Below are 19,054 nucleotides of genomic sequence, written 5' to 3' on the forward strand. Positions count from 1 at the left end.
TGTCTCCTTCGGGTTGGATGGTCAGGACTGCAGCAGCACCAGCGCGTCGAGGGCGACGGCGCCCTCGCCTTGCCGGCGCACCTGCAGCGGATTGATCTCGATCTCCTGCGCGCGCGGGCCGAGCGCCAGCGCCGCGGACGACATCGCGGCGATGGCCCGGCATGCCGCCTGGACGTCCGCCTGCGGCCGGCCGCGAAAGCCGTCCAGCAGCGGCCACGCCTTGAGCTCGCGCAGCATCTGCGCCGCCATCGCCTCGTCCACCGGCAGCAGCCGGTGGCTCGCGTCCCGGTACAGCTCGGTGAGCACGCCGCCCAGTCCGACCGTGATGGCGGGACCGAACACGGGGTCGTGCGTGACGCCCGCGATCAGTTCGGCGATGCCGCCCGCGGCCATCGGCTGGACCAGGACGCCGTCGATGCGGGCCTGCGGGTCGTAGCGGGCCGCGGCGGCGAGGACCTCGGCGCAGGCGGCGCGCAGGCTCGCCTCGTCGCGGATGTCCAGCCGCACGCCGCCGGCCTCGGTCTTGTGCGCGATGTCGGCGCTCAGGATCTTGAGCGCCACCGGGTAGCCGATGCGGGCCGCGGCCGCCGCGGCAGCGTCCGCGTCGGCCGCGGCGATGTCCTGCAGCGACGGGACGCCGTAGTCGGCCAGCACGCGCTTGGTCTGGTGCTCGTTCAGCCGCGCGGGCAACGCCGAGGCGGCAGTGCCGTGCTTCTGCGCCGCGCGCAGCGCGGCCCAGCGCTCGACGGCGGGTCGGCGCGCGAGCCACTGGCAGAACGGCGCCAGGGCCTGCGTGGCGCGGCCGATGTCGTCGAACACGGGCACGCCCGCCTGCACCAGCCGCTGCCGGCAGGTGGCCGCGCCGGTGTCGATGGCGACGAACAGGCGCGGGTGGCGCGCGCACACCTCGACCAGCGCGTCGGCCATGCGGTCCAGCAGGTAGCCGGGCGCATAGACGATCACCGTGTCGATCTCGTCGGAGCTGGCCAGCGCCTCGAAGATGGTGCGAACGAACTCCGGCGAATTGACCACGTTGCCGGTGACGTCCACCGGGTTGGAGACCATGCCGTAGTCGGGGATGCCGGCGCGCAGCGCCTGCTGCAGCGGCGCGGAGAGCGTGGGCACCTCGAGGCCGGCGCCGATCATCTTGTCGGCCAGGATCGCGCCGAGCGCGCCGGACATCGTGACGATGGCCACGCGCGCACCGCCGCTGCGCTGGCGGAACCCGCTCAGGTAGGCCAGGTCGGCCATCTGCGCGAAGTCCGTGCCGCGGATCACGTTCAGCTGCTCGAAGCCGGCCTTGTACAGCGCCAGGTCGCCGGCCAGCGCCGAGGTGTGCGAGCGCACCGCCTCCGAGCCCTTGTCGGTCTCGCCCGCCTTGTAGATCACCAGCGGCTTGCGGGCGCGGGCGAAGGCCAGCGCCGCGTCGATGAAGCGCGCGCCGTCGCGCAGCTGCTCGACATAGCCGATCACGCAGTCGGTCTGGCCGTCCTGGGCCATGTAGGCGAGGTACTCGGAGAACTCGACGCAGGCCTCGTTGCCGGTGTTGATGAAATGGCTGACCGGCACGCCCAGGCGGCGCATGAGCGCGAACACCGCCGAGCACACGTTGCCGCTCTGGGTGATCACGCTCGCGCGGCCCGGCTCCGCCTGCGCCGGCACGTTGCGGAACACGGACGCGAACGCCGTGTAGGCGTGCAGGTTCAGGTTGGCGAAGCCCATGCAGTTGGGTCCGGCGACGACCATGCCGCTGCGCTGTGCGAACTGCTCCAGCGTGCGCTGCAGCGCCGCGCCCGCCTCGCCCGCCTCGGCGAAGCCCGCCGCATAGACGATCGCGGCCGGGATGCCCTTGGCGTGGCAGCGCTCCAGCATGGGCGTGACGTCCTCGGCGCCGATCGCCAGCACCACCAGGTCGGGCGCCTCGGGCAGCGACTCGACGTCCGGGTAGCAGCGGTAGCCGAACACCTCGTCGTACTTCGGGTTGATCGGGTACACGGCGCCCTGGTAGCCGAAATGGCGCAGCAGGTCCAGCGGCATGCCGCCGATGCGGCCGGCGTTGTTGCTGGCCCCGACCATCGCAATCGAGCGCGGTGCCAGCAGCGGATCAAGTCGGTGCGTCATGCCTTGGCGCCCCGCTGGATCGCGTTGGCCAGGCCGGCGTCCCTGGACCGCTTGTATTCCTCGGTGACGTGACTCAACTGGTGGACGTCGAAGTGCGCGGAGAGCGCCTGGCGCATGCCGCGCACGTCGACCGAGCGGTTGAGCGACTTCTTGAGCACCTGCATCGCGAACGGCGGGGCCTGGGCGATGCGCTGCGCCAGCGCCATCGTGTCCTCGGCCAGGCTGGCGCTGGGCACCACGCGGTTGACCATGCCCAACTCCTTGGCCTGCGCGGCGCCCAGGCGCTCGCCGGTGAACAGCAGTTCCTTGGCCTGGCGCAGGCCCAGCACCCAGGGGTGGATCAGCACCTCGGTGGCGGCGGCGCCCAGGGTGTGCGTGACCGGGTCGCTGAAGAAGGCGTCCTCGGCGGCGACCATCAGGTCGCACATGTTGGCCAGCATGAAGCCGGCGGCGACGCAGGCGCCCTGCACCTGCGCGATGGTGGGCTTGGGAAAGTCCCAGATGCGCATGCAGTAGTCGAAGTAGCGCTGCTGCTCGTAGGCCCAGCGCTCTTCGACGGTGAATGCGGCGCGCTCGGCCTGGGCCTGCTTCAGGTCGTGTCCGGCCGAGAAATGCGCGCCCTTGGCCGCCAGCACCACGACGCGCGTGCCCGCGTCGGCCTGGGCATCGCGGAAGGCCGCGTCGAGCTGGTCGAGCATCTGTTGGCTCTGGGCGTTGCGGGCCTCGGGACGGTTGAGCCAGATGCGGCGCACGGCATCGGACTGCTCGATCAGCAAAAGGGGTTCGCTCATGGATGGGGCGTTCGGTTGGAGGTGCGAAAAGGGCATCTTCGGGAGGGTATGCTCACATCACAAGCATTTTTCCCATGCCATCCCATATCATGAGCAACACGCCCGAAACGCCCGGGGCCCAGAACATGCGCCGGGCCCTGCAGGTGCTGCGCGTGCTGGGTCGCCAGCACGACGAAGGCATGAGCGTGAGCGAGGTCGTGGCCGCCACGGCGCTGGAGCGCTCGACGGCGCACCGGCTGCTGACCTGCCTGGTGGAGGAGCAGTTCGCGGACCGCGACCCGGCCACGCGCCGCTACCGGCTCGGCCTGGAGGCGATGCGCCTGGGCTTCGCCTCGCTCAGCCGCGCGCCGCTGGTGGCCCGCTACGAAGGCGTGGTGCAGCGGCTGGCGCGGATGTCGGAGGACACGGTCTACCTGCTGCTGCGCCAGGGCGACTACACCGTTTGCCTGCGCCGCGAGGACGGCGCGTTCCCGGTCAAGATCTTCAGCACGCGGGTGGGCGACCTGCGCCCGCTGGGCATCGGCGTGGGCGGCATGGCGCTGCTGGCGGCGGCGCCGGACGAGGACGTGGCCCGCATCCACGCGCAGCACGCGAAGGCCTTCGACACGGCCGGCCTGACGCCGAGCCGGTTCGAGAAGGTGATTGCCAGGACGCGGCGCCTGGGCTTCGCCGAGATGACCGACACGGTGACCCAGGGGGTGGCCGGCGTCGGGGCGGTCATTCCCGATGCGCCGTTCGCCGCCATCTCGATCGCCGCCATCAAGCCGCGCATGACCCCGGCGCGCCGGGCCGAGCTGGGCGAGCTGCTCCTGGCCACGCTGCGCGAGCCGCGCACCGCGTGAGCGATTCCTTCCCACGCCAGGCGGCCCGCGCACCTACATGCGGTGTGGAAGGGTTCGGATGTCCCCGCTGCTGCGGCGCGGCGAAGCTGCCCACCAATGAACCAGCAGGACACAACCCAGACGAGGCCGAGCCAACCGCCCGTGCCGCCGGTCCAGCCGCCCAAGGACGAAGCGCAGTGGGAGCGCACCTCCGGGCAGGGAGCCGCTTCGGCGCTGGCGCGCCTGCGGCAGGTGGAGCGCCGGCGCGCGCACTGCCCGCCGGGCCAGGAGAAACCGCGGTCGTGAAGGCCGCTCTCAGCCGCCCAGGCCTTCCGCGACCTCGGCGCAGGCGTCCATGACCGGCTTGCCGGCCGGGGACAGCGAATCGGCCGAGTCGGCGCGATCGCTGGCCACATGCGGCTGGCATGCGCGAGAAGCGCCATGGGTTCGCACGGCGGCTGCTGCCGGCTGCGCGAGCGTCAGTGCCGCGGACTCCGACTGCCGGGCCTCGCGCATCGGCAAGGCCGCTAGCACCGCCAGGAACGCCAGCCAAGCCACGCTTTTTCCGATGTCCATCTGGTCACCCCACGACATGGGTGAGTGCCAGGGCACCGGCGATGGCGGCAGCCAGGATCGCTGCCGTGCGCCAACGAATCGCCGAGGCGACGCGGCCTGCCTGGCCGGGGACCTGCGCCCACTCCGGGTCACCGAACTCACTGTCTTCGAACGAGGGCTGCTGCATGGGTGCATGTTCATTTTTCCCACGGCAGCGCGAGGTAGGAAAGGAGAGCGCCCCGCTGTAGTCGGCGCGCTCCAGTGCGTGCGCGGCGTCAGCCGGCCCGGCGATCCGCGCCAATTTCCGCGGAGCTTGCCTGCGCGGCGTCGAGCAGCCGCGCCCACTCCGGGCCGCAGGCCGCCTCGATGCGCGGGCCGCCCGGCAGCTCGACGCTCACCGCATGCAGCCACAGCCGCGACGTGCCCAGCCACGCGGCCACGGCGCGGTTGTGCGCGCCCTTGCCGTGCGTGGTGTCGCCCACCAGCGGATGCGCGATGTGCTTGAAGTGGCGGCGGATCTGGTGGCGCCGGCCCGTGAGCGGCTCGACGTCCACCAGCGCGTAACGGCTGCTCGGGTGACGGCCGTCGACGCTGAAGGGCCAGTCGAAGCACGCCAGCCGTCGAAAGCGCGTGACGGCGGGCACGCGCGGCTGCCCGGCCGAGGGCAGCTCGGGGTCGCGCGCGAGCGGGTGGTCGACCTCGCCCGCCGCCGGCGGCCAGCCGCGCACCAGCGCGAGGTAGCGCTTGCCGACCGTGCCGGCCTCGAACGACGCGCCCCACCGGCGGGCCGCCGGCGCCGAGCGCGCGAACAGCAGCACGCCGCTGGTGGCCTTGTCCAGCCGGTGCAGCGGAAAGAGCCGCTCGCCCCGCTGGTCCTGCAGCAGTTGCAGGGCGCTGCGCTCCTCGTGCGCATCGAGCGCGCTCGGGTGCACCAGCAGGCCGGGCGGCTTGTCCACGGCCACCAGGTCGTCGTCGAGATGGACGATGCGCAGCGGGTCGGGCGGCGCAGCCGGAAGGGAAAGCGGCATCGGCCGCAGCTTACGCGCGGAAATGGGGGCGCCTGGGGCGGATGCGTCCCATCGGCGGCCGAGGTTCAGAAATCGCGCTTCTTGCCCACCGTGGCGAACGGGTCGATGTCATCGAGCTGGCTGGGCCGCGTGTCCCGCACGCGCACGCGGGTCGAGGGCGCCAGCTCCTGCATCTGGCTGTCCAGCGCGGTCATGGAGTCCTCCCAGGCGCTCCAGTCGGCCTGCGTGTTGCCTTCGGCCACGACCTCGGGCAACGCGGCCGGGTCGGCCGGACGCCGGGCGGAGGAAGACCGGGACTGCGCCAGGCGCGGTGCGGGTGACCGCAGCGGCAGCGGGGCGGTGTCCTGCGGCCGGGCCGGCCTGGCGCCGCGGCGCTTGAACCACTTGAACCACTTGAACCACTTGAACATGGACGGCGGCTCCAGAGCGGACCGGCCGGCATCTGTGCGCACCGGCTCCGTTCGCGATGACTGCTTGCTCCCTGCGAGCCATTCTGTGGCTGAGCCGCACCGAGTGCAAGGGGAGCGGTGCGGAGGCGAGGCGTTTGCCCCGTCAGGCGTGGCTGCGGGGCGTCGCGAGCGAGAATCGATGCCCACGCACTCGGGTTTCTTCACGCCTCATGCCCTCCGACACCGGCAGCTTCCTCGTCATCCTCGTCAGTTTCGCCCTCACCTTCCTCGTCGCGCGCATCGCGGGCCGGACGTGGCGGGCCCGCCGGCGCGACCGCGCGGCGCAGGCGGCGCGTGCCGGCGAGAGCCGGCAGGTGCGGCGCGCGCGGGAGCGCAGCCGGGGAAAATGACGCAGGTGTCTTTCAGTTCCCGTCTCGCATCGTGCCGCGCGCAGGCGCTGGCCATCGCCCGCCGGCCGATGGTCCGCGAAGGAGCCGGCGATGCCGTGCCGATGGCGATCGGCATTGCCGCATGGGGCGTCGTCGCCGGGGTGGCGATGGCGAAAAGCGGCATGGGCATCCCGCTGGCCATCTTCATGTCCGTGCTCGTGTACGCCGGCTCCGCGCAGATCGCGGCCTTGCCGCTGATCGCCGCGGATGCGCCGATGTGGGTGGTCTGGGCCACCACGCTGTGCGTCAGCTTGCGTTTCATGGCGTTCAGCTTCCACTACCGCCCCTACTTCGCCCACCTGCCGCGCGGACACCGCATCGCCCTCAGCTACCTGATGGGCGACACCAACTTTGCGCTGTTCATCCGCCGCTTTCCCGAGCCCGTGCCGGGCTGCAGGCACGAGGACTACTTCCTGGGCAGCGCGCTGGTGACCTTCGGCGTGTGGCAGCTGGCGATCATCACCGGCATCGTCGCGGGACACGGCATCCCGCCTTCGTGGGGCCTGGGCTTCGCGGGAACGATGGCACTGCTGGCGCTCACGTGCACGCAGGTGCGCAGCCCGTCCACCTGGGTGGCCGCCGTGGTGGCTGCCAGCGCTGCGGTCGCGGCCTACGCCCTTCCCCTGAAGCTGAACATCGTGGTCGCGATCGCGGCTGCAGTGGCCGTGGGGGTGCTCGCCGACCATGCGCGGTCCGCCCGTGCGGGCGCGAAGTCGTGAGCGCGCTCGAGATCTTCTTCACCGCGCTCGGCATGGCGGTCGTCACGCTGCTGTGCCGCTCGTCCTTCCTGTTGCCCAAGGACGACCTGCCGATGCCGCAGTGGCTGCGCGAGGGCCTTCGCTATGCACCGACCGCCGCGCTCGCCGCGGTCGTCGCGCCGGAACTGGTCCTGACCCAGGGCCACCTGATCGACACCTGGCGCGACGCGCGCATCTTCGGCGCCCTGGCGGGCCTGGCGTTCTATGCGTGGCGGCGCAGCCTGTTCGGCACGATCGTCTGCGGCACCGGCGTCATGCTGGCCTTGCGGTTCGGGCTGGGCTGGTAGGAGGCGTTCGCCCGAAGCCAGCTCTTGAAAGTCAACGCTGGCGCGTCGCCAGTTCGATGGCCTGGCGCATGGCCTCGACCATGCTGCCGTCGTCGACGATGCCCTTGCCCGCGATGTCGAAAGCGGTGCCGTGATCGACCGAAGTGCGGATGACGTCCAGGCCCACGGTGACATTCACGCCCGCTTCGAGTCCGAGCACCTTGACCGGCCCATGGCCCTGGTCGTGGTACATCGCGACCACGAGGTCGAAGTCGCCCCGTCCGGCGCGAAAGAACAGCGTGTCGGCGGGCAGAGGGCCCGTGACGTCCAGCCCACGGGCCTGGAGGAGCTTGACGGCGGGGATGATCTTTTCCTCCTCCTCCCCATAGCCGAACAACCCGTTCTCGCCCGCATGCGGGTTGATGCCGCACACCCCGATCCGCGGCCTGGCGATCCCCGCCTTGACCAGGGTGGCGTGGCCGCGTTCGATGGTCCGCTGGACCAGCCCGGGCTCGATCTTGCGGATCGCGTCGATGATCCCGATGTGCGTCGTGACATGGATGACGCGCAGCTTCGGCGCGACCAGCATCATCGAGACTTCCTCGACGCCGGTCAGCTGGGCCAGCATTTCCGTGTGCCCAGGGTACTTGTGGCCCCCGGCATGCAGCGCTTCCTTGTTCAGCGGCGCCGTGCAGATCGCGTCGATCTCGCCCGCCTGCGCCAGGGCCGCGGCGCGCTTGATGTACTGGAATGCCGCATCGCCGGCGATCGGCGAGATCTGGCCGAAGGGCAGGTCGTCGGGGATCAGCCCCAGGTCGATGCAGTCGATGGTGCCGGGCTCGTAGCGGGCCTGCGAGGCGCTGGCGATGCTGCAGATCGCCACGTCCCCCTTCACGATGCGGTTGGCCAGCTCGAGCCGCTTCGTGTCTCCGATCACGAGCGGACGGCACTGCGCGAACAGGGACCGGCGCGACAGGGTCTTGACGACGACCTCGGGGCCGACGCCCGTGGCATCGCCCATCGTGATGCCGACAACAGGAAGGTAATTGCTCATTCAACGTCCGTGGTCAAGCAGGACGCAGGCGGGACCAGGCCGCGTACAGCGCCTGGTCGTCCCCGAATGCGCCTGCCTTGGTGACTATATAGGGGCGATGCGCGCGTCCGTCGCACGGAATGCCCGCGGCCACGCCGGTCTGCAGCTCGGCCACCAGCTCCAGGCTGTCGATCCGTGCCTCCACCAGCATCGCGCGGGCCGTCTCGCCGCCCGTGGCGATGATGGCGCCAGGTTTCGCGTGATGGGGCCCGACCAGCCTGGCCAGCGCCGCTGCCAGGAGCGCGCCCTCCGAGGGATCCAGCGCCTGCTCGCGCCCGATGCGCAACAGGAGGTCGTCGCCGGCGGCCAGTGTTTCGCCGATGCGCGCGTGGAGGGATTGCCATTCTGCGTGCGCCGGCCCTTGCCTCAGGACGGCGGGCGGCGCCACCAGCTGCCCCACGGAACCGGACTCCCGCAGCACGGCGCACTGGCGATCGGTCACCGCCGACAGGCTGCCCACCAGGATCAGCGCGGGCCCGGGCGATGGCGCAAGGTGCGCCTCGCCGGGCACCGACCGCGACGGCTGGAGCGCTGCGATCTCCCGCGCCAGTCCGCCGGATCCCACCCAGAAGAAATCCGCCGGGCTGGTCGCGGTCGCAACGGCCACCGTGCGCAATGCGTGCTCGGTGCAGGCGTCGACGATCAGCGCGTCGAGACCGCGGGCTGCAAAGGCGACGATCCGCGCCGAGAGTTCTTCCGGGTCGTCGCGCAGCGAATCGGCATCGAGCGCCGCGGTCTGCAGCCCAGCCTCGTGCAGCTGGGCGTCGATCGATGCGGGCCGATGTTCGTGTTCCAGCTTCCACAGTTCGGTGTCGACCAATGCGCGACCGCCGACGTAGACGTTCCCGCCACGCACGGTCCGGCCCAAGGCAGGGTGGGCCGGGGCCACGATCGCCATCCCCGCGAGCGGCCGCAAGGCCGCGACTTCGGCCGCCCAATTGCCACGCAGCGTGGAGTCGATCTTCTTGTACAGACGTTGGCCCGGCCGCCTGCGCGCGGCGTAGACGGCGCGCGTTCGCTGTGCGGCCTCGTCGCCGCTCAGGCGGCGGGTGTCGGCGTCCACGGCCAGCGTGAGGTTCCCCGGATCGGCCTCCGGGCCCAGCGGCTGCACGGCGACGACAGTTCGGTGCGCGCCTCGCGCGAACGGGATGGCGCAGTCCGCGGCGCCGGAGAGGTCATCGGCAATGATCAGGATGCTCATCGAGGGGTGGGCTGCTCAACCGGCCAGCGCGGCCGCATGGTGCGCGAAGTGGTCGCCCAGGAACGTCGCGATGAAGTAGTAGCTGTGGTCGTAGCCCGGATGCATGCGCAGGGTCAACGGATGGCCGGCCGCGGCGCACGCCGCGCGCAGGAGCTCGGGCCGCAGCTGCGCCTGCAGGAACTCGTCGCCCTGGCCCTGGTCGACCAGCAGCGGCAGCCTCTCCGTCGCCGCCCCGACCAGTTCGACGGCATCCCACGACTTCCAGGCTTCGCGGTCCGCCCCGAGGTAGGCGCCGAAGGCCTTCTGGCCCCACGGCACCTGCACCGGTGCGGTGATCGGCGAGAAAGCCGAGACGCTGCGGTAGCGGCCCGGGTGGCGCAACGCGGTGACCAGGGCGCCATGGCCGCCCATCGAATGCCCGAAGATGCCGCGCGCCGCCGTGGCGGGGAAGTGGCGCTCGACCAGTGCCGGCAGTTCCTGGGCCACGTAGTCCTGCATCCGGTAATGCGCGGACCAGGGCGCCTGCGTGGCGTTCAGGTAGAAGCCCGCGCCCTGCCCCAGGTCATGGGCGGGGTCATCGGCCACGGCCTCGCCGCGCGGGCTGGTATCGGGCGCCACGACGATGAACCCGTGCCGCGCCGCATGCTCCTGCGCGTTGGCCTTGGTGATGAAGTTCTGCTCGGTGCACGTCAGGCCCGAGAGCCAGTAGAGCACCGGGCGCCGCTCGCCGCGCAGTGCGGCCTCGGGCAGGTAGATGCCGACCCTCATCTCGCACCCCAGGGCGTCCGAGGCGTGCTTCCAGACCTCCTGCCGGCCGCCGAAGCTGGCGTGCTGTTCGACGCGTTCCATCAGTAGTGCACCACGGAGCGGATCGACTTGCCTGCGTGCATCAGGTCGAAGGCCTCGTTGATGTCCGCCAGCGGCATCGTGTGCGTCACGAAGGGCGCCAGCTGAATGGTGCCGTTCATGGCGTCCTCCACCATGCCCGGCAGCTGGCTGCGGCCCTTGACGCCGCCGAAGGCGGTGCCCAGCCAGCGCCGGCCCGTGACCAGCTGGAACGGCCGCGTGCAGATCTCCTGCCCCGAGCCGGCCACGCCGATGATGACGGACTGCCCCCAGCCACGGTGGGCGCACTCCAGGGCGGCGCGCATCACATTGACGTTGCCGATGCACTCGAACGAGTGGTCCACGCCCCACCCCGTCATCTCCACGATCACCTGCTGGATCGGCTTGTCGTGGTCCTTGGGATTGACGCAGTCCGTGGCGCCGAAGGTGCGCGCCAGCTCGAACTTGGCCGGGTTGGTGTCGACGGCGATGATGCGGCCGGCCTTGGCCATCCTGGCGCCCTGCACCACCGCCAGGCCGATGCCGCCCAGCCCGAACACCGCGACCGAATCGCCCGCCTGCACGTTGGCCGTGTTGCGGACCGCGCCGATGCCCGTGGTGACGCCGCAACCCAGCAGGCAGACCTGTTCGGGATCGGCCTTCGGGTTGATCTTCGCCAGCGACACCTCCGCGACCACGGTGTACTCGCTGAACGTGGAGCAGCCCATGTAGTGGTAGATGGGTTGGCCGTTGTACGAGAAGCGGCTGGTGCCGTCGGGCATCACGCCCTTGCCCTGCGTCGCGCGCACGGCCACGCACAGGTTGGTCTTGCCGCTCTTGCAGAACAGGCACTCGCCGCACTCGGCGGTGTAGAGCGGGATCACATGGTCGCCGGGCCGCACGCTGGTCACGCCCTCGCCCACCTCGACGACGATGCCGGCGCCTTCGTGGCCCAGCACGGCAGGGAACAGCCCTTCCGGGTCGTCGCCGGACAAGGTGAACGCATCCGTGTGGCACACCCCGGTGTGCGTGATCCTGACCAGCACCTCACCCTTGCGGGGCGGGGCGACATCGATCTGGACGATCTGCAGCGGCTTGCCGGCTTCGAAGGCGACGGCGGCACGGGACTTCATGGTTCGGGACTCCAGGTGCAGGCGCAGGAACGCAGGCGGCCGGAGGCGCCGACCCCGCGGGCGATCGAACGGAATTCTCCGGCGAATCGCGCTCCGGGGCGGCCGAAGGGACAACATGCCGGCCCACGCAGGCCCCTGCCTAACACAACGGGGACCCCGCGCTGCCCACAGCGGACGGGGAGAAGGCTGTGGACAATCATGTGCAATTCCGGCGCAACCCGCGCCAGCGCTGGGTTCCCGGCTCCTGCTCATCCTTTGTGCAGACCCTTGCCAAGTCCTGACGCCTGCAGCTGCGCACCTTCGGCAAGGTCGCCGACGCATGCCGCGAGCACTTGCCACGCGACGAGCCGACCCCAGATACAAATGATGTCCATCGCCCTTTCGGTCCTCGACCTTGCCCCCATCACCGAGGGCAGTGACGCCTCGGCTTCCTTCCGCCGCTCGCTCGAGCTCGCGCAGCATGCCGAGCGGCTCGGCTACCGCCGGTTCTGGCTGGCCGAGCACCACGGCATGCCGGGCATTGCCAGTGCCGCGACGGCAGTGCTGATCGGGCACATTGCCGGCGGCACGCGTTCGATCCGCGTCGGCGCCGGGGGCATCATGCTGCCCAACCACTCGCCGCTCGTGATCGCGGAGCAGTTCGGCACGCTGCAGGCGCTCTATCCCGGGCGCATCGACCTGGGGCTCGGCCGCGCACCCGGGTCCGACCAGGCGACCTCCCGCGCGCTGCGGCGCGACCTGGCCGGCCACCCCGATGCGTTTCCGCAGGACGTGGTGGAACTGCTGGATTTCATGTCGGACGAGCCGCGCCAGGCGGTGCAGGCCGTTCCCGGCCGGGGCGCCAAGGTGCCGGTGTGGATCCTGGGGTCCAGCCTGTTCGGCGCGCGGCTCGCCGCGATGCTCGGTCTACCCTATGCCTTCGCGTCCCACTTCGCGCCGGCCCAGATGATGGAGGCCATCGCGCTCTACCGCGCCGAATTCCAGCCGTCCGCGCAACTGGCACAGCCGTATGTCATGCTGGGGTTCAACGTGTTTGCCGCAGGAAGTGACGACGAGGCACGCGTGCTGGCGACGTCCATGCAGCAGGCCTTCGTCAACTTGCGGACGGGCCGCCCGTCGAAACTGCAGCCGCCTGTCCCCGGTTACCTCGAGAGCTTGCCTGCGCAGGCGCGCGCGATGCTGGACGACGTGCTGTCCTGCAGCGCCGTGGGCTCGCTCGCCACCGTGCGCCAGGCGCTGCGCGCGTTCGTCGAACGCACGGGCGCCGACGAGCTCATGGTCACGTCCCAGATCTTCGACCCAGCAGCGCGCATCCGGTCCTACGAGATCACGGCGCTCGCGGCGCAGCCCGCCTGACGGGCGAAGGGACCCACTCGGCTGCATGCGACCCGATTCGATCAACGCCTCCGCGTTGGCGCGGTCCCGGACGCGACGTAGGCGCTGCGGACTGGCGTTACCCTCGTCGGTCCAACGACAAGGAGACACAAGCATGCATTTCAGACAAGTCGCGGCGCGCCTGGCCGTCTTCGGCGTCCTGGCTGCCGCCAGCTTCGCCGCCTCGGCGCAGGGGGCCTGGCCGGCCAAGCCCATCCGCTGGATCGTTCCTTACCCGCCGGGCGGCATCACTGACGCGGCGACCCGCATGGTGGTGCAGAAAGTGCAGGAGAAGACGGGCTGGCAAATCGTCGTCGACAACAAGCCGGGCGCGAACTCCATGCTCGGCGCCGATCTCGCCGCCAAGGCGGCGCCGGACGGCTATACGTTCCTCACGGTGATCGCAGCGCACGCGGCCAACCCGACGCTCTACCAGGGCCGCATGCAGTTCGACGCCGTCAAGAGCTTCGCGCCGGTGTCCCTGGTGGGCATCGCGCCGCTGATCATGACCGCCAGCAACAGCTTCCCACCCAAGGACGCGAAGGAACTCATCGCGTACGCCAAGGCCAACCCGGGCAAGGTGTCGTTCGGCTCGTCGGGCGTGGGCGCCGCGGCGCACCTGACCACCGAGCTGTTCAAGCAAACCACCGGCACTTACATGGTCCACATCCCCTACAAGGGCACGGCGCCGGCCATGCAGGACCTGATGGGCGGCCAGATCCAGATCCTGGTGGACACGCCCAGTTCGCTGATGCCGCAGGTGCGCGCGGGCAAGATCAAGGCGATCGGCATGTTCTCGGGCAAGCGCCTGCCCGCCTTCCCCGAGGTGCCGACGATCGCCGAGGCGGGCGGTCCCAAGCTGGAGTCGTCGACCTGGGTGATGTTCCTGGCGCCCGCGGGCGTTCCCAAGGACGTGGTCAACCGCCTCTCCTCGGAAGTGGCCAAGGCCGTCGCCTCAGCCGACATCAAGACCAGGTTCGAGGCGCTCGGCATCGAGCCCGTGGGCGGCACGCCAGAGCAGGCGGCCACCTTCCTCAACGAGGAGATCGCCAAGTGGGCCAAGGTGATCACCACCGCGGGCGTGAAAGCGGAGTGAGCGGCATGAACGGAGCCAAGAGCCTGGTCGAGACCCTGCTGGCCAATGGCGTCGACACTTGCTTCGCCAACCCCGGCACGAGCGAGATGCACTTCGTCGCGGCGCTCGACCAGACACCCGGCATGCACTGCGTGCTGGGCCTGCAGGAGAACGTGGTCACGGGAATGGCGGACGGCTACTGGCGCATCGCGCGCAAGCCCGCCGCCACCCTGCTGCATTGCGGCCCCGGCCTGGCGAACGGCCTGGCCAATCTGCACAACGCGCGCCGCGCCCGCAGCGGCATCGTGAACATCGTGGGCGACCATGCGACGGACCACCGTCCGTTCGACCCGCCGCTGGCCGCGGACACGGAAGGCCTGGCACGCACCGTCTCGGCCTGGGTGCGCACGACCACGCGCGCGAAGGACGTCGGGCGCGACGCCGCCGCCTGCGTGCAGGCGGCCCGCACCTGGCCCGGCCAGGTGGCGACGCTCGTGCTGCCCTCCAACGTGTCGTGGGACGAAGGCGGCGCGGCCGCGGGCGAGCTGCCGCCGCCCGCGGCGCCACCCGTCGACGGCGCCGCCGTGGACCTGGTCGCGCGGACGTTGCGCACCGGACGCCCGACCGTGCTGCTGCTGGCCGGCAGCGCCGTGACGGCCGAGGGGCAGCAGCTGGCCTGGAACATCGCCCAGGCCACGGGCGCGCGCCTGATGGTCGACTACGTCAACGCGGCGATCGCGCGGGGCCAGGGCCGCGTCCCGCTCGAGCGCATGCCGTACGTGACCGACCTTGCGATGCAGGCGCTCGCGCCCTACGAGCACGTCGTGCTGGTCAATGCCAAGGCGCCGGTGGCCTTCTTCGCGTATCCGGGCAAGCCGTCCATGCAGCAGTCCCCCACGGCGCAGGTGCACGTGCTGTCACGGCCGGAGCACGATGCCGTGCCGGCGCTGCGCGCGCTGGCGGAAGCGATCGGCGCCAAGCCGGCGCCGATCCCCCCGGCGGGCGAGCGTCCGTCCCGCGCACAGGGCGCGCCAACGCCCGAAGGCCTGGCACAGACCGTGGCCGCCCTGCTGCCCGAGCATGCCATCGTCTCCGACGAGAGCATCTCGTTCGGCCGCGGCTTCTACAAGTTCACGCACGCGGCGGCACCCAACGACTGGCTGCACGTCACCGGAGGCGCGATCGGCGGTGGCCTGCCCGTCGCGACCGGCGCCGCCATCGCCGCGCGTCGCCAGCGCCGCGTGGTCAGCCTGCAGGCCGACGGCTCGGCGATGTACACGCTGCAGTCCCTGTGGACGCAGGCGCGCGAGCAGCTGCCCTGCACCACCGTGCTGCTGTCCAACCGCAAGTACAACATCCTGATCGGCGAGTACAGCGCCGTCGGCGCGACGCCCGGCGCGACCGCCATGCGGATGCTGGACTTGGGCAACCCCAACCTCGACTGGGTGCAGCTGGCCCGCGGCATGGGCGTGGAGGCGGCACGGGCGCAGACGATGGAGCAGTGCGCGGACCTGATGGCCGCGAGCTTCGGGCGCGAGGGGCCGTTCCTGGTCGAGCTGGTCATCTGAGGCGAACCGGGCCCGACGCTCGGCACGCACGGGCGTGGGCGGGTTCACAGGCACGCGCGCCAGTCAGTTGACGCCGCCTCGCGGCGACGGGCTCTGGCCGGAAGCGGACGTCCCATAATCCGCAAGATGGATTTCCACATCTCCGGACAATGCGCTTGCGGCACGGTTCGCTATCGATGCTTGAGCGCGCCCCTCGCCATGCTGAACTGCCATTGCCGCGACTGCCAGCTTTCAAGCGGCGCGCCTTTTGCTTCGGGCGTCATCGTCAAGAGTGCAGATCTCGAGGTCGACGGTTCGCCAGCAGACTACTCGGTCCGCGCAAGCAGCGGCCGGCAGGCAACTCGCAGCTTCTGCGCCGGATGTGGAACTCCGTTGTTCACGCGAAGCGAGTCCAACCCACAGTTCACGTCCATCCGATTCCCGTCGCTCGACGATGCGTCGATCTTTGCCCCCATGCTCGACATCTGGACGTCCAGTGCGCAGCCGTGGGTCTGCCTGGACGACAAGCTTCCACACTTCGAGCAGTCGCCGCAGCAGCCCGAGTGAGTCGCACGCAGGCGGAGTGAGCTTGGAGCTCATTCGCGTGCCCCGTCGAGCAGCCATCCTGGTCGCTCACTCCAGTGCTCGGTCCGGCGCTATCCTCTCGCCGGGGCTGACTCAGGAGACGCCGTGCCTCTCATCCGCCTCGCCGCTCTCACGTCGCTGGCCATGATCGCGTTCGCGGGCAATTCGCTGCTCTGCCGCATGGCGCTGAGAGGCACCGGCATCGACCCGGCAAGCTTCACGGCGGTCCGCATCATCTCGGCGGCCGCGGTGCTCGCGGTCATCACACGATGGACACACCGGCCGTCCCATGCCGCCGGCAACTGGCGTTCGGCGCTCGCACTGTTCGCCTACGCAGCGGCGTTCTCCTACGCGTATGTCTCTCTCACGGCGGCCACAGGCGCGCTTCTGCTGTTCGGCGCCGTGCAGGCCACGATGATCGGGTGGGGGGTGTGGAAGGGGGAGCGCATGGGTCCATGGCAGCTCGGTGGCCTGGTGTTGGCCTTGGCCGGCCTCATCGGACTGCTGTTGCCGGGACTGTCCTCGCCGCCGCTGGCCGGGTCGCTGCTCATGCTCTTTGCCGGCATGGCCTGGGGCGTCTATTCGCTGCGGGGCCGGGGCGCGGGCGATCCCACGCAGGTGACTGCCGGCAACTTCTTGCGCGCCGTGGTGCCGGCGTTGCTCTTGAGCCTCCTGAGCCTGTCCAGGGCGCGGTGGGACCCACCCGGTGTGCTCTGCGCCGTTGCCTCAGGCGCGATCGCCTCGGGGATGGGCTACGCGGTCTGGTATTCCGTGCTGCCCGCGCTTCGCGCGACGAACGCAGCCGTCGTGCAGCTCAGCGTCCCGGTCATCGCAGCGTTCGGCGGCATCCTGTTCCTGTCCGAATCGCTCAACGCACGGCTGGTCCTCGCCTCTGTCGCAGTGATCGGTGGCATCGCGACCGTCACAACCAACAGCCCGCAACCGCGCGAGCCGAGCCCTACCCGCTGATTTCTCCCGCCGCAGCTCTTGCCTGTCGTCAATCCCGCTGGCGGCTCGCCAACCAGCCGCCTGCCAAGGCGGTCGCGAAAGGCGATCGCAACGGTCTCGCAGGCACTCCCGCAGCTGCTGTCGATCACCACGACTCCACGGGCAGCTGTGCGCAGGCGCCCGGCCCCCGCGGAGAGAAGCGCCTCGCCGTCGTGAGTGAGAGGCGGGGCGAACACGCCAATCCTGGAGAATGGCTCCATGCTCGCCCCGATCTCCCCCATCCGCTCGCGCATCGACAACCTGCGCAACGCCATGCGCGACGCCAACGTGCATGCCGTGCTCGTGCCGTCGTCCGACCCGCACGTCTCCGAATACCTGCCCGAGCGCTGGCAGGGCCGCGCGTTCTTCAGCGGCTTCACGGGCTCAATGGGCACGCTGGTCGTCACGCTCGATGACGCGGCTCTCTTCGCCGACAGTCGTTACTGGGCGCAGGCCGAGAAGGAGCTCTCCGGCACGGGTGTGTCGCTCGTGAAGGTGCCTCAGGCTGCGATCAAGCCCGCGCTCGACTGGATCGTCGCCGAACTGAAGCCCGGGAGCACGCTGTCGTTCGACGGACAGGTTCTCAGCCTGGCCGCGGCGCAGCAGGTGCGCGGCGCAATGCAGGGAGCGGGCATTCGGCTGAAGACCGACGTGGACCTGCTCGATGCTGCATGGCCCGATCGTCCCGGGCTGCCCGATGCAAAGGTGTACGAGCACCTCCCGCCGGAAGCAACCGTGACGCGAAGGGCGAAGCTCGAAGAAATCCGCCACGCGATGCGCAAGGTCGGCGCGACGCATCACTTCATCTCGTCGCTCGACGACGTCGCCTGGCTGCTGAACCTGCGCGGCGCCGACGTCTCCTACAACCCGGTCTTCCTCGCGCACGTGCTGCTGGACTCGCAATCGGCAACGATGTTCCTCGCCGGCGGCAAGGTCGACAGTGCCCTCGACGCGCGGCTTGCGGCCGACGGGGTGAAGCTCGCGCCCTACGCTGATGCACCGCTTTTCCTTGGATCGCTTCCGAAGGATGCGGTGCTCCTCATGGACCCGCGCCGCATCACGCTCGGCTTACGCGAAGCGGTGCCTTCGCATGTTCCTGTCGTCGAAGCCGTGAATCCCAGCACGTTCGCCAAGAGCCGCAAGAACGCACAGGAGGCGGAGTTCGTGCGCCGCGCGATGGCCGAAGATGGCGCTGCGATGTGCGAGTTCTACGCGCGTTTCGAGGCCGCGCTCGCGCGCGGCGAACGCGTGTCCGAGCTCACCGTCGACGAATGGATCACTGAAGCTCGCACGCGTCGTCCCGGCTTCGTTGGCCGCTCCTTCAGCACGATCGCGGGCTTCAACGCCAACGGTGCGCTCCCGCACTACCGTGCGACGGAGGACTCCTACGCCTGGATCGAGGGCGACGGCCTGCTGCTGATCGACTCCGGCGCGCAGTATCTCGGCGGCACGACCGACATCACGCGCGTGTGGCCCATCGGCAAGATCACCGCCGCGCACAAGCGCGACTTCACGGTGGTGCTCAAGGGCATGATCAACCTGTCGCTCGCGGTCTTCCCGCGCGGCACGCCGGGGCCGATGCTCGATTCGATCGCGCGGCTGCCTCTCTGGCAAGCGGGTTGCGATTTCGGGCATGGCACTGGCCATGGCGTCGGCTACTTCATGAACGTGCATGAAGGCCCGCAGACAATCTCGCGCGCTCTCGTCGAGCCGCACATGGCGATGGAGCCGGGCATGATCACGTCGAACGAGCCGGGCCTCTATCGTGCTGGGCAGTGGGGCGTACGCATCGAGAACCTCGTGCTCAACGTGCCCGTCGAGACGCCGGAAAAAGGGCAGTTCGGCGATATGCTCGCTTTCGAGACGCTCACGCTGTGCCCGATCGATACGCGTTGCATCGACAAGTCATTGATGCGCGCCGACGAGATCGCGTGGCTGAACGATTACCACGCGACAGTGCGCAAGCGCCTGATGCCGCTCGTCACGGGTGTCGCGCTCGACTGGCTGGCCGCGCGGACCGAGCCGATCTGAGGGAGACCAGGCGGCGGCGCCACGC

Annotated in this window: 20 protein-coding genes; 10 read left to right on the forward strand and 10 right to left on the reverse strand. The window is 70.3% G+C overall.

The window, feature by feature from the left end; genetic code table 11:
* Positions 1 to 21: 21 nt before the first annotated feature.
* Together AC3ANR_RS18665 and AC3ANR_RS18670 are read right to left on the reverse strand one after the other, a co-directional pair.
* On the reverse strand, positions 22 to 2,121 hold the full coding sequence (locus AC3ANR_RS18665; RefSeq protein ID WP_488289604.1) for an acetate--CoA ligase family protein: 2,100 nt from the start codon (positions 2,119 to 2,121) through the stop codon (positions 22 to 24).
* Complete coding sequence (locus AC3ANR_RS18670) at positions 2,118 to 2,912, reverse strand: enoyl-CoA hydratase (protein WP_488289605.1); 795 nt, start codon at positions 2,910 to 2,912, stop codon at positions 2,118 to 2,120. The genes AC3ANR_RS18665 and AC3ANR_RS18670 overlap by 4 nt, the downstream gene beginning before the upstream one ends.
* An 89-nt stretch (positions 2,913 to 3,001) precedes the next feature.
* Between AC3ANR_RS18670 and AC3ANR_RS18675 the strand changes: the two genes are divergently transcribed.
* The gene (locus tag AC3ANR_RS18675; protein WP_488289606.1) at positions 3,002 to 3,754 is read left to right on the forward strand and encodes an IclR family transcriptional regulator; all 753 of its coding nucleotides are present in this window, start codon (positions 3,002 to 3,004) and stop codon (positions 3,752 to 3,754) included.
* A 294-nt stretch (positions 3,755 to 4,048) separates the two neighbouring features.
* Here AC3ANR_RS18675 and AC3ANR_RS18680 read toward each other — a convergent pair whose 3' ends face one another.
* The 4 genes from AC3ANR_RS18680 to AC3ANR_RS18695 all read right to left on the reverse strand — a co-directional run bounded on the left by AC3ANR_RS18680 (position 4,049) and on the right by AC3ANR_RS18695 (position 5,726).
* Positions 4,049 to 4,309 carry a hypothetical protein gene (locus AC3ANR_RS18680; protein ID WP_488289607.1) on the reverse strand — a complete coding sequence of 87 codons (261 nt, stop codon included), beginning with the start codon at positions 4,307 to 4,309 and terminating at the stop codon, positions 4,049 to 4,051.
* Between the two features lie 4 nt (positions 4,310 to 4,313).
* Positions 4,314 to 4,475 (reverse strand): hypothetical protein, encoded by a 162-nt coding sequence (locus AC3ANR_RS18685; RefSeq protein ID WP_488289608.1) that lies wholly within the window; start codon positions 4,473 to 4,475, stop codon positions 4,314 to 4,316.
* 88 nt (positions 4,476 to 4,563) lie between these two features.
* Positions 4,564 to 5,316: a pseudouridine synthase gene (locus AC3ANR_RS18690; RefSeq protein WP_488289609.1), complete on the reverse strand. Its 753-nt coding sequence runs from the start codon at positions 5,314 to 5,316 to the stop codon at positions 4,564 to 4,566.
* Between the two features lie 65 nt (positions 5,317 to 5,381).
* Positions 5,382 to 5,726 (reverse strand): hypothetical protein, encoded by a 345-nt coding sequence (locus tag AC3ANR_RS18695; RefSeq protein ID WP_488289610.1) that lies wholly within the window; start codon positions 5,724 to 5,726, stop codon positions 5,382 to 5,384.
* Between the two features lie 209 nt (positions 5,727 to 5,935).
* Between AC3ANR_RS18695 and AC3ANR_RS18700 the strand changes: the two genes are divergently transcribed.
* Genes AC3ANR_RS18700 through AC3ANR_RS18710 form a run of 3 tightly spaced genes read left to right on the forward strand, consistent with a single transcriptional unit; the run spans position 5,936 to position 7,199 of the window.
* Positions 5,936 to 6,115, forward strand: coding sequence for a hypothetical protein (locus tag AC3ANR_RS18700; RefSeq protein ID WP_488289611.1), 180 nt, complete (start codon positions 5,936 to 5,938; stop codon positions 6,113 to 6,115).
* A 5-nt stretch (positions 6,116 to 6,120) separates the two neighbouring features.
* Entirely contained in the window at positions 6,121 to 6,873 is a 753-nt protein-coding gene (locus AC3ANR_RS18705; protein WP_488289612.1) for an AzlC family ABC transporter permease, read from the forward strand.
* A 32-nt stretch (positions 6,874 to 6,905) separates the two neighbouring features.
* A complete protein-coding gene (locus AC3ANR_RS18710; protein ID WP_488291845.1) occupies positions 6,906 to 7,199 on the forward strand; it encodes an AzlD domain-containing protein in 294 nt (97 codons plus the stop codon).
* Positions 7,200 to 7,230: 31 nt separating this feature from the next.
* Here AC3ANR_RS18710 and pdxA read toward each other — a convergent pair whose 3' ends face one another.
* The 4 genes from pdxA to AC3ANR_RS18730 are packed head-to-tail and all read right to left on the reverse strand — an operon-like array spanning position 7,231 to position 11,430.
* Positions 7,231 to 8,232 (reverse strand): 4-hydroxythreonine-4-phosphate dehydrogenase PdxA, encoded by a 1,002-nt coding sequence (pdxA, locus tag AC3ANR_RS18715; RefSeq protein WP_488289613.1) that lies wholly within the window; start codon positions 8,230 to 8,232, stop codon positions 7,231 to 7,233.
* 13 nt (positions 8,233 to 8,245) lie between these two features.
* Positions 8,246 to 9,472: a four-carbon acid sugar kinase family protein gene (locus AC3ANR_RS18720; RefSeq protein ID WP_488289614.1), complete on the reverse strand. Its 1,227-nt coding sequence runs from the start codon at positions 9,470 to 9,472 to the stop codon at positions 8,246 to 8,248.
* Positions 9,473 to 9,487: 15 nt separating this feature from the next.
* On the reverse strand, positions 9,488 to 10,321 hold the full coding sequence (fghA, locus tag AC3ANR_RS18725) for an S-formylglutathione hydrolase (protein WP_488289615.1): 834 nt from the start codon (positions 10,319 to 10,321) through the stop codon (positions 9,488 to 9,490).
* Entirely contained in the window at positions 10,321 to 11,430 is a 1,110-nt protein-coding gene (locus AC3ANR_RS18730; RefSeq protein ID WP_488289616.1) for an S-(hydroxymethyl)glutathione dehydrogenase/class III alcohol dehydrogenase, read from the reverse strand. Before AC3ANR_RS18730 ends, fghA begins: the two co-directional genes overlap by 1 nt.
* Before the next feature lie 366 nt (positions 11,431 to 11,796).
* Here AC3ANR_RS18730 and AC3ANR_RS18735 point away from each other — a divergent pair, with 366 nt between their 5' ends.
* The 6 genes from AC3ANR_RS18735 (at position 11,797) to AC3ANR_RS18760 (ending at position 19,029) form a co-directional block, all read left to right on the forward strand.
* Positions 11,797 to 12,786: an LLM class flavin-dependent oxidoreductase gene (locus AC3ANR_RS18735; RefSeq protein WP_488289617.1), complete on the forward strand. Its 990-nt coding sequence runs from the start codon at positions 11,797 to 11,799 to the stop codon at positions 12,784 to 12,786.
* Positions 12,787 to 12,919: 133 nt separating this feature from the next.
* Positions 12,920 to 13,900, forward strand: a complete 981-nt coding sequence (locus AC3ANR_RS18740; RefSeq protein ID WP_488289618.1) for a Bug family tripartite tricarboxylate transporter substrate binding protein — start codon at positions 12,920 to 12,922, stop codon at positions 13,898 to 13,900.
* 5 nt (positions 13,901 to 13,905) lie between these two features.
* Positions 13,906 to 15,447, forward strand: a complete 1,542-nt coding sequence (locus AC3ANR_RS18745; RefSeq protein ID WP_488289619.1) for an acetolactate synthase large subunit — start codon at positions 13,906 to 13,908, stop codon at positions 15,445 to 15,447.
* Between the two features lie 126 nt (positions 15,448 to 15,573).
* Positions 15,574 to 15,993 carry a GFA family protein gene (locus AC3ANR_RS18750; protein WP_488289620.1) on the forward strand — a complete coding sequence of 140 codons (420 nt, stop codon included), beginning with the start codon at positions 15,574 to 15,576 and terminating at the stop codon, positions 15,991 to 15,993.
* A 123-nt stretch (positions 15,994 to 16,116) separates the two neighbouring features.
* A complete protein-coding gene (locus tag AC3ANR_RS18755) occupies positions 16,117 to 16,980 on the forward strand; it encodes a DMT family transporter (RefSeq protein WP_488289621.1) in 864 nt (287 codons plus the stop codon).
* 249 nt (positions 16,981 to 17,229) lie between these two features.
* Positions 17,230 to 19,029 carry an aminopeptidase P family protein gene (locus AC3ANR_RS18760; protein ID WP_488291846.1) on the forward strand — a complete coding sequence of 600 codons (1,800 nt, stop codon included), beginning with the start codon at positions 17,230 to 17,232 and terminating at the stop codon, positions 19,027 to 19,029.
* The last annotated feature ends 25 nt before the right edge of the window (positions 19,030 to 19,054 follow it).

This window comes from Ramlibacter sp. JJN2-2R (genome assembly GCF_057747835.1).

Coding starts and splice junctions, on each gene's coding strand:
- AC3ANR_RS18665 (WP_488289604.1), bottom strand. CDS start 2,121: ATGACGCACCGACTTGATCCGCTGCTGGCACCGCGCTCGATTGCGATG.
- AC3ANR_RS18670 (WP_488289605.1), bottom strand. CDS start 2,912: ATGAGCGAACCCCTTTTGCTGATCGAGCAGTCCGATGCCGTGCGCCGC.
- AC3ANR_RS18675 (WP_488289606.1), top strand. CDS start 3,002: ATGAGCAACACGCCCGAAACGCCCGGGGCCCAGAACATGCGCCGGGCC.
- AC3ANR_RS18680 (WP_488289607.1), bottom strand. CDS start 4,309: ATGGACATCGGAAAAAGCGTGGCTTGGCTGGCGTTCCTGGCGGTGCTA.
- AC3ANR_RS18685 (WP_488289608.1), bottom strand. CDS start 4,475: ATGCAGCAGCCCTCGTTCGAAGACAGTGAGTTCGGTGACCCGGAGTGG.
- AC3ANR_RS18690 (WP_488289609.1), bottom strand. CDS start 5,316: ATGCCGCTTTCCCTTCCGGCTGCGCCGCCCGACCCGCTGCGCATCGTC.
- AC3ANR_RS18695 (WP_488289610.1), bottom strand. CDS start 5,726: ATGTTCAAGTGGTTCAAGTGGTTCAAGTGGTTCAAGCGCCGCGGCGCC.
- AC3ANR_RS18700 (WP_488289611.1), top strand. CDS start 5,936: ATGCCCTCCGACACCGGCAGCTTCCTCGTCATCCTCGTCAGTTTCGCC.
- AC3ANR_RS18710 (WP_488291845.1), top strand. CDS start 6,906: ATGGCGGTCGTCACGCTGCTGTGCCGCTCGTCCTTCCTGTTGCCCAAG.
- pdxA (WP_488289613.1), bottom strand. CDS start 8,232: ATGAGCAATTACCTTCCTGTTGTCGGCATCACGATGGGCGATGCCACG.
- AC3ANR_RS18720 (WP_488289614.1), bottom strand. CDS start 9,472: ATGAGCATCCTGATCATTGCCGATGACCTCTCCGGCGCCGCGGACTGC.
- fghA (WP_488289615.1), bottom strand. CDS start 10,321: ATGGAACGCGTCGAACAGCACGCCAGCTTCGGCGGCCGGCAGGAGGTC.
- AC3ANR_RS18730 (WP_488289616.1), bottom strand. CDS start 11,430: ATGAAGTCCCGTGCCGCCGTCGCCTTCGAAGCCGGCAAGCCGCTGCAG.
- AC3ANR_RS18735 (WP_488289617.1), top strand. CDS start 11,797: ATGTCCATCGCCCTTTCGGTCCTCGACCTTGCCCCCATCACCGAGGGC.
- AC3ANR_RS18740 (WP_488289618.1), top strand. CDS start 12,920: ATGCATTTCAGACAAGTCGCGGCGCGCCTGGCCGTCTTCGGCGTCCTG.
- AC3ANR_RS18745 (WP_488289619.1), top strand. CDS start 13,906: ATGAACGGAGCCAAGAGCCTGGTCGAGACCCTGCTGGCCAATGGCGTC.
- AC3ANR_RS18750 (WP_488289620.1), top strand. CDS start 15,574: ATGGATTTCCACATCTCCGGACAATGCGCTTGCGGCACGGTTCGCTAT.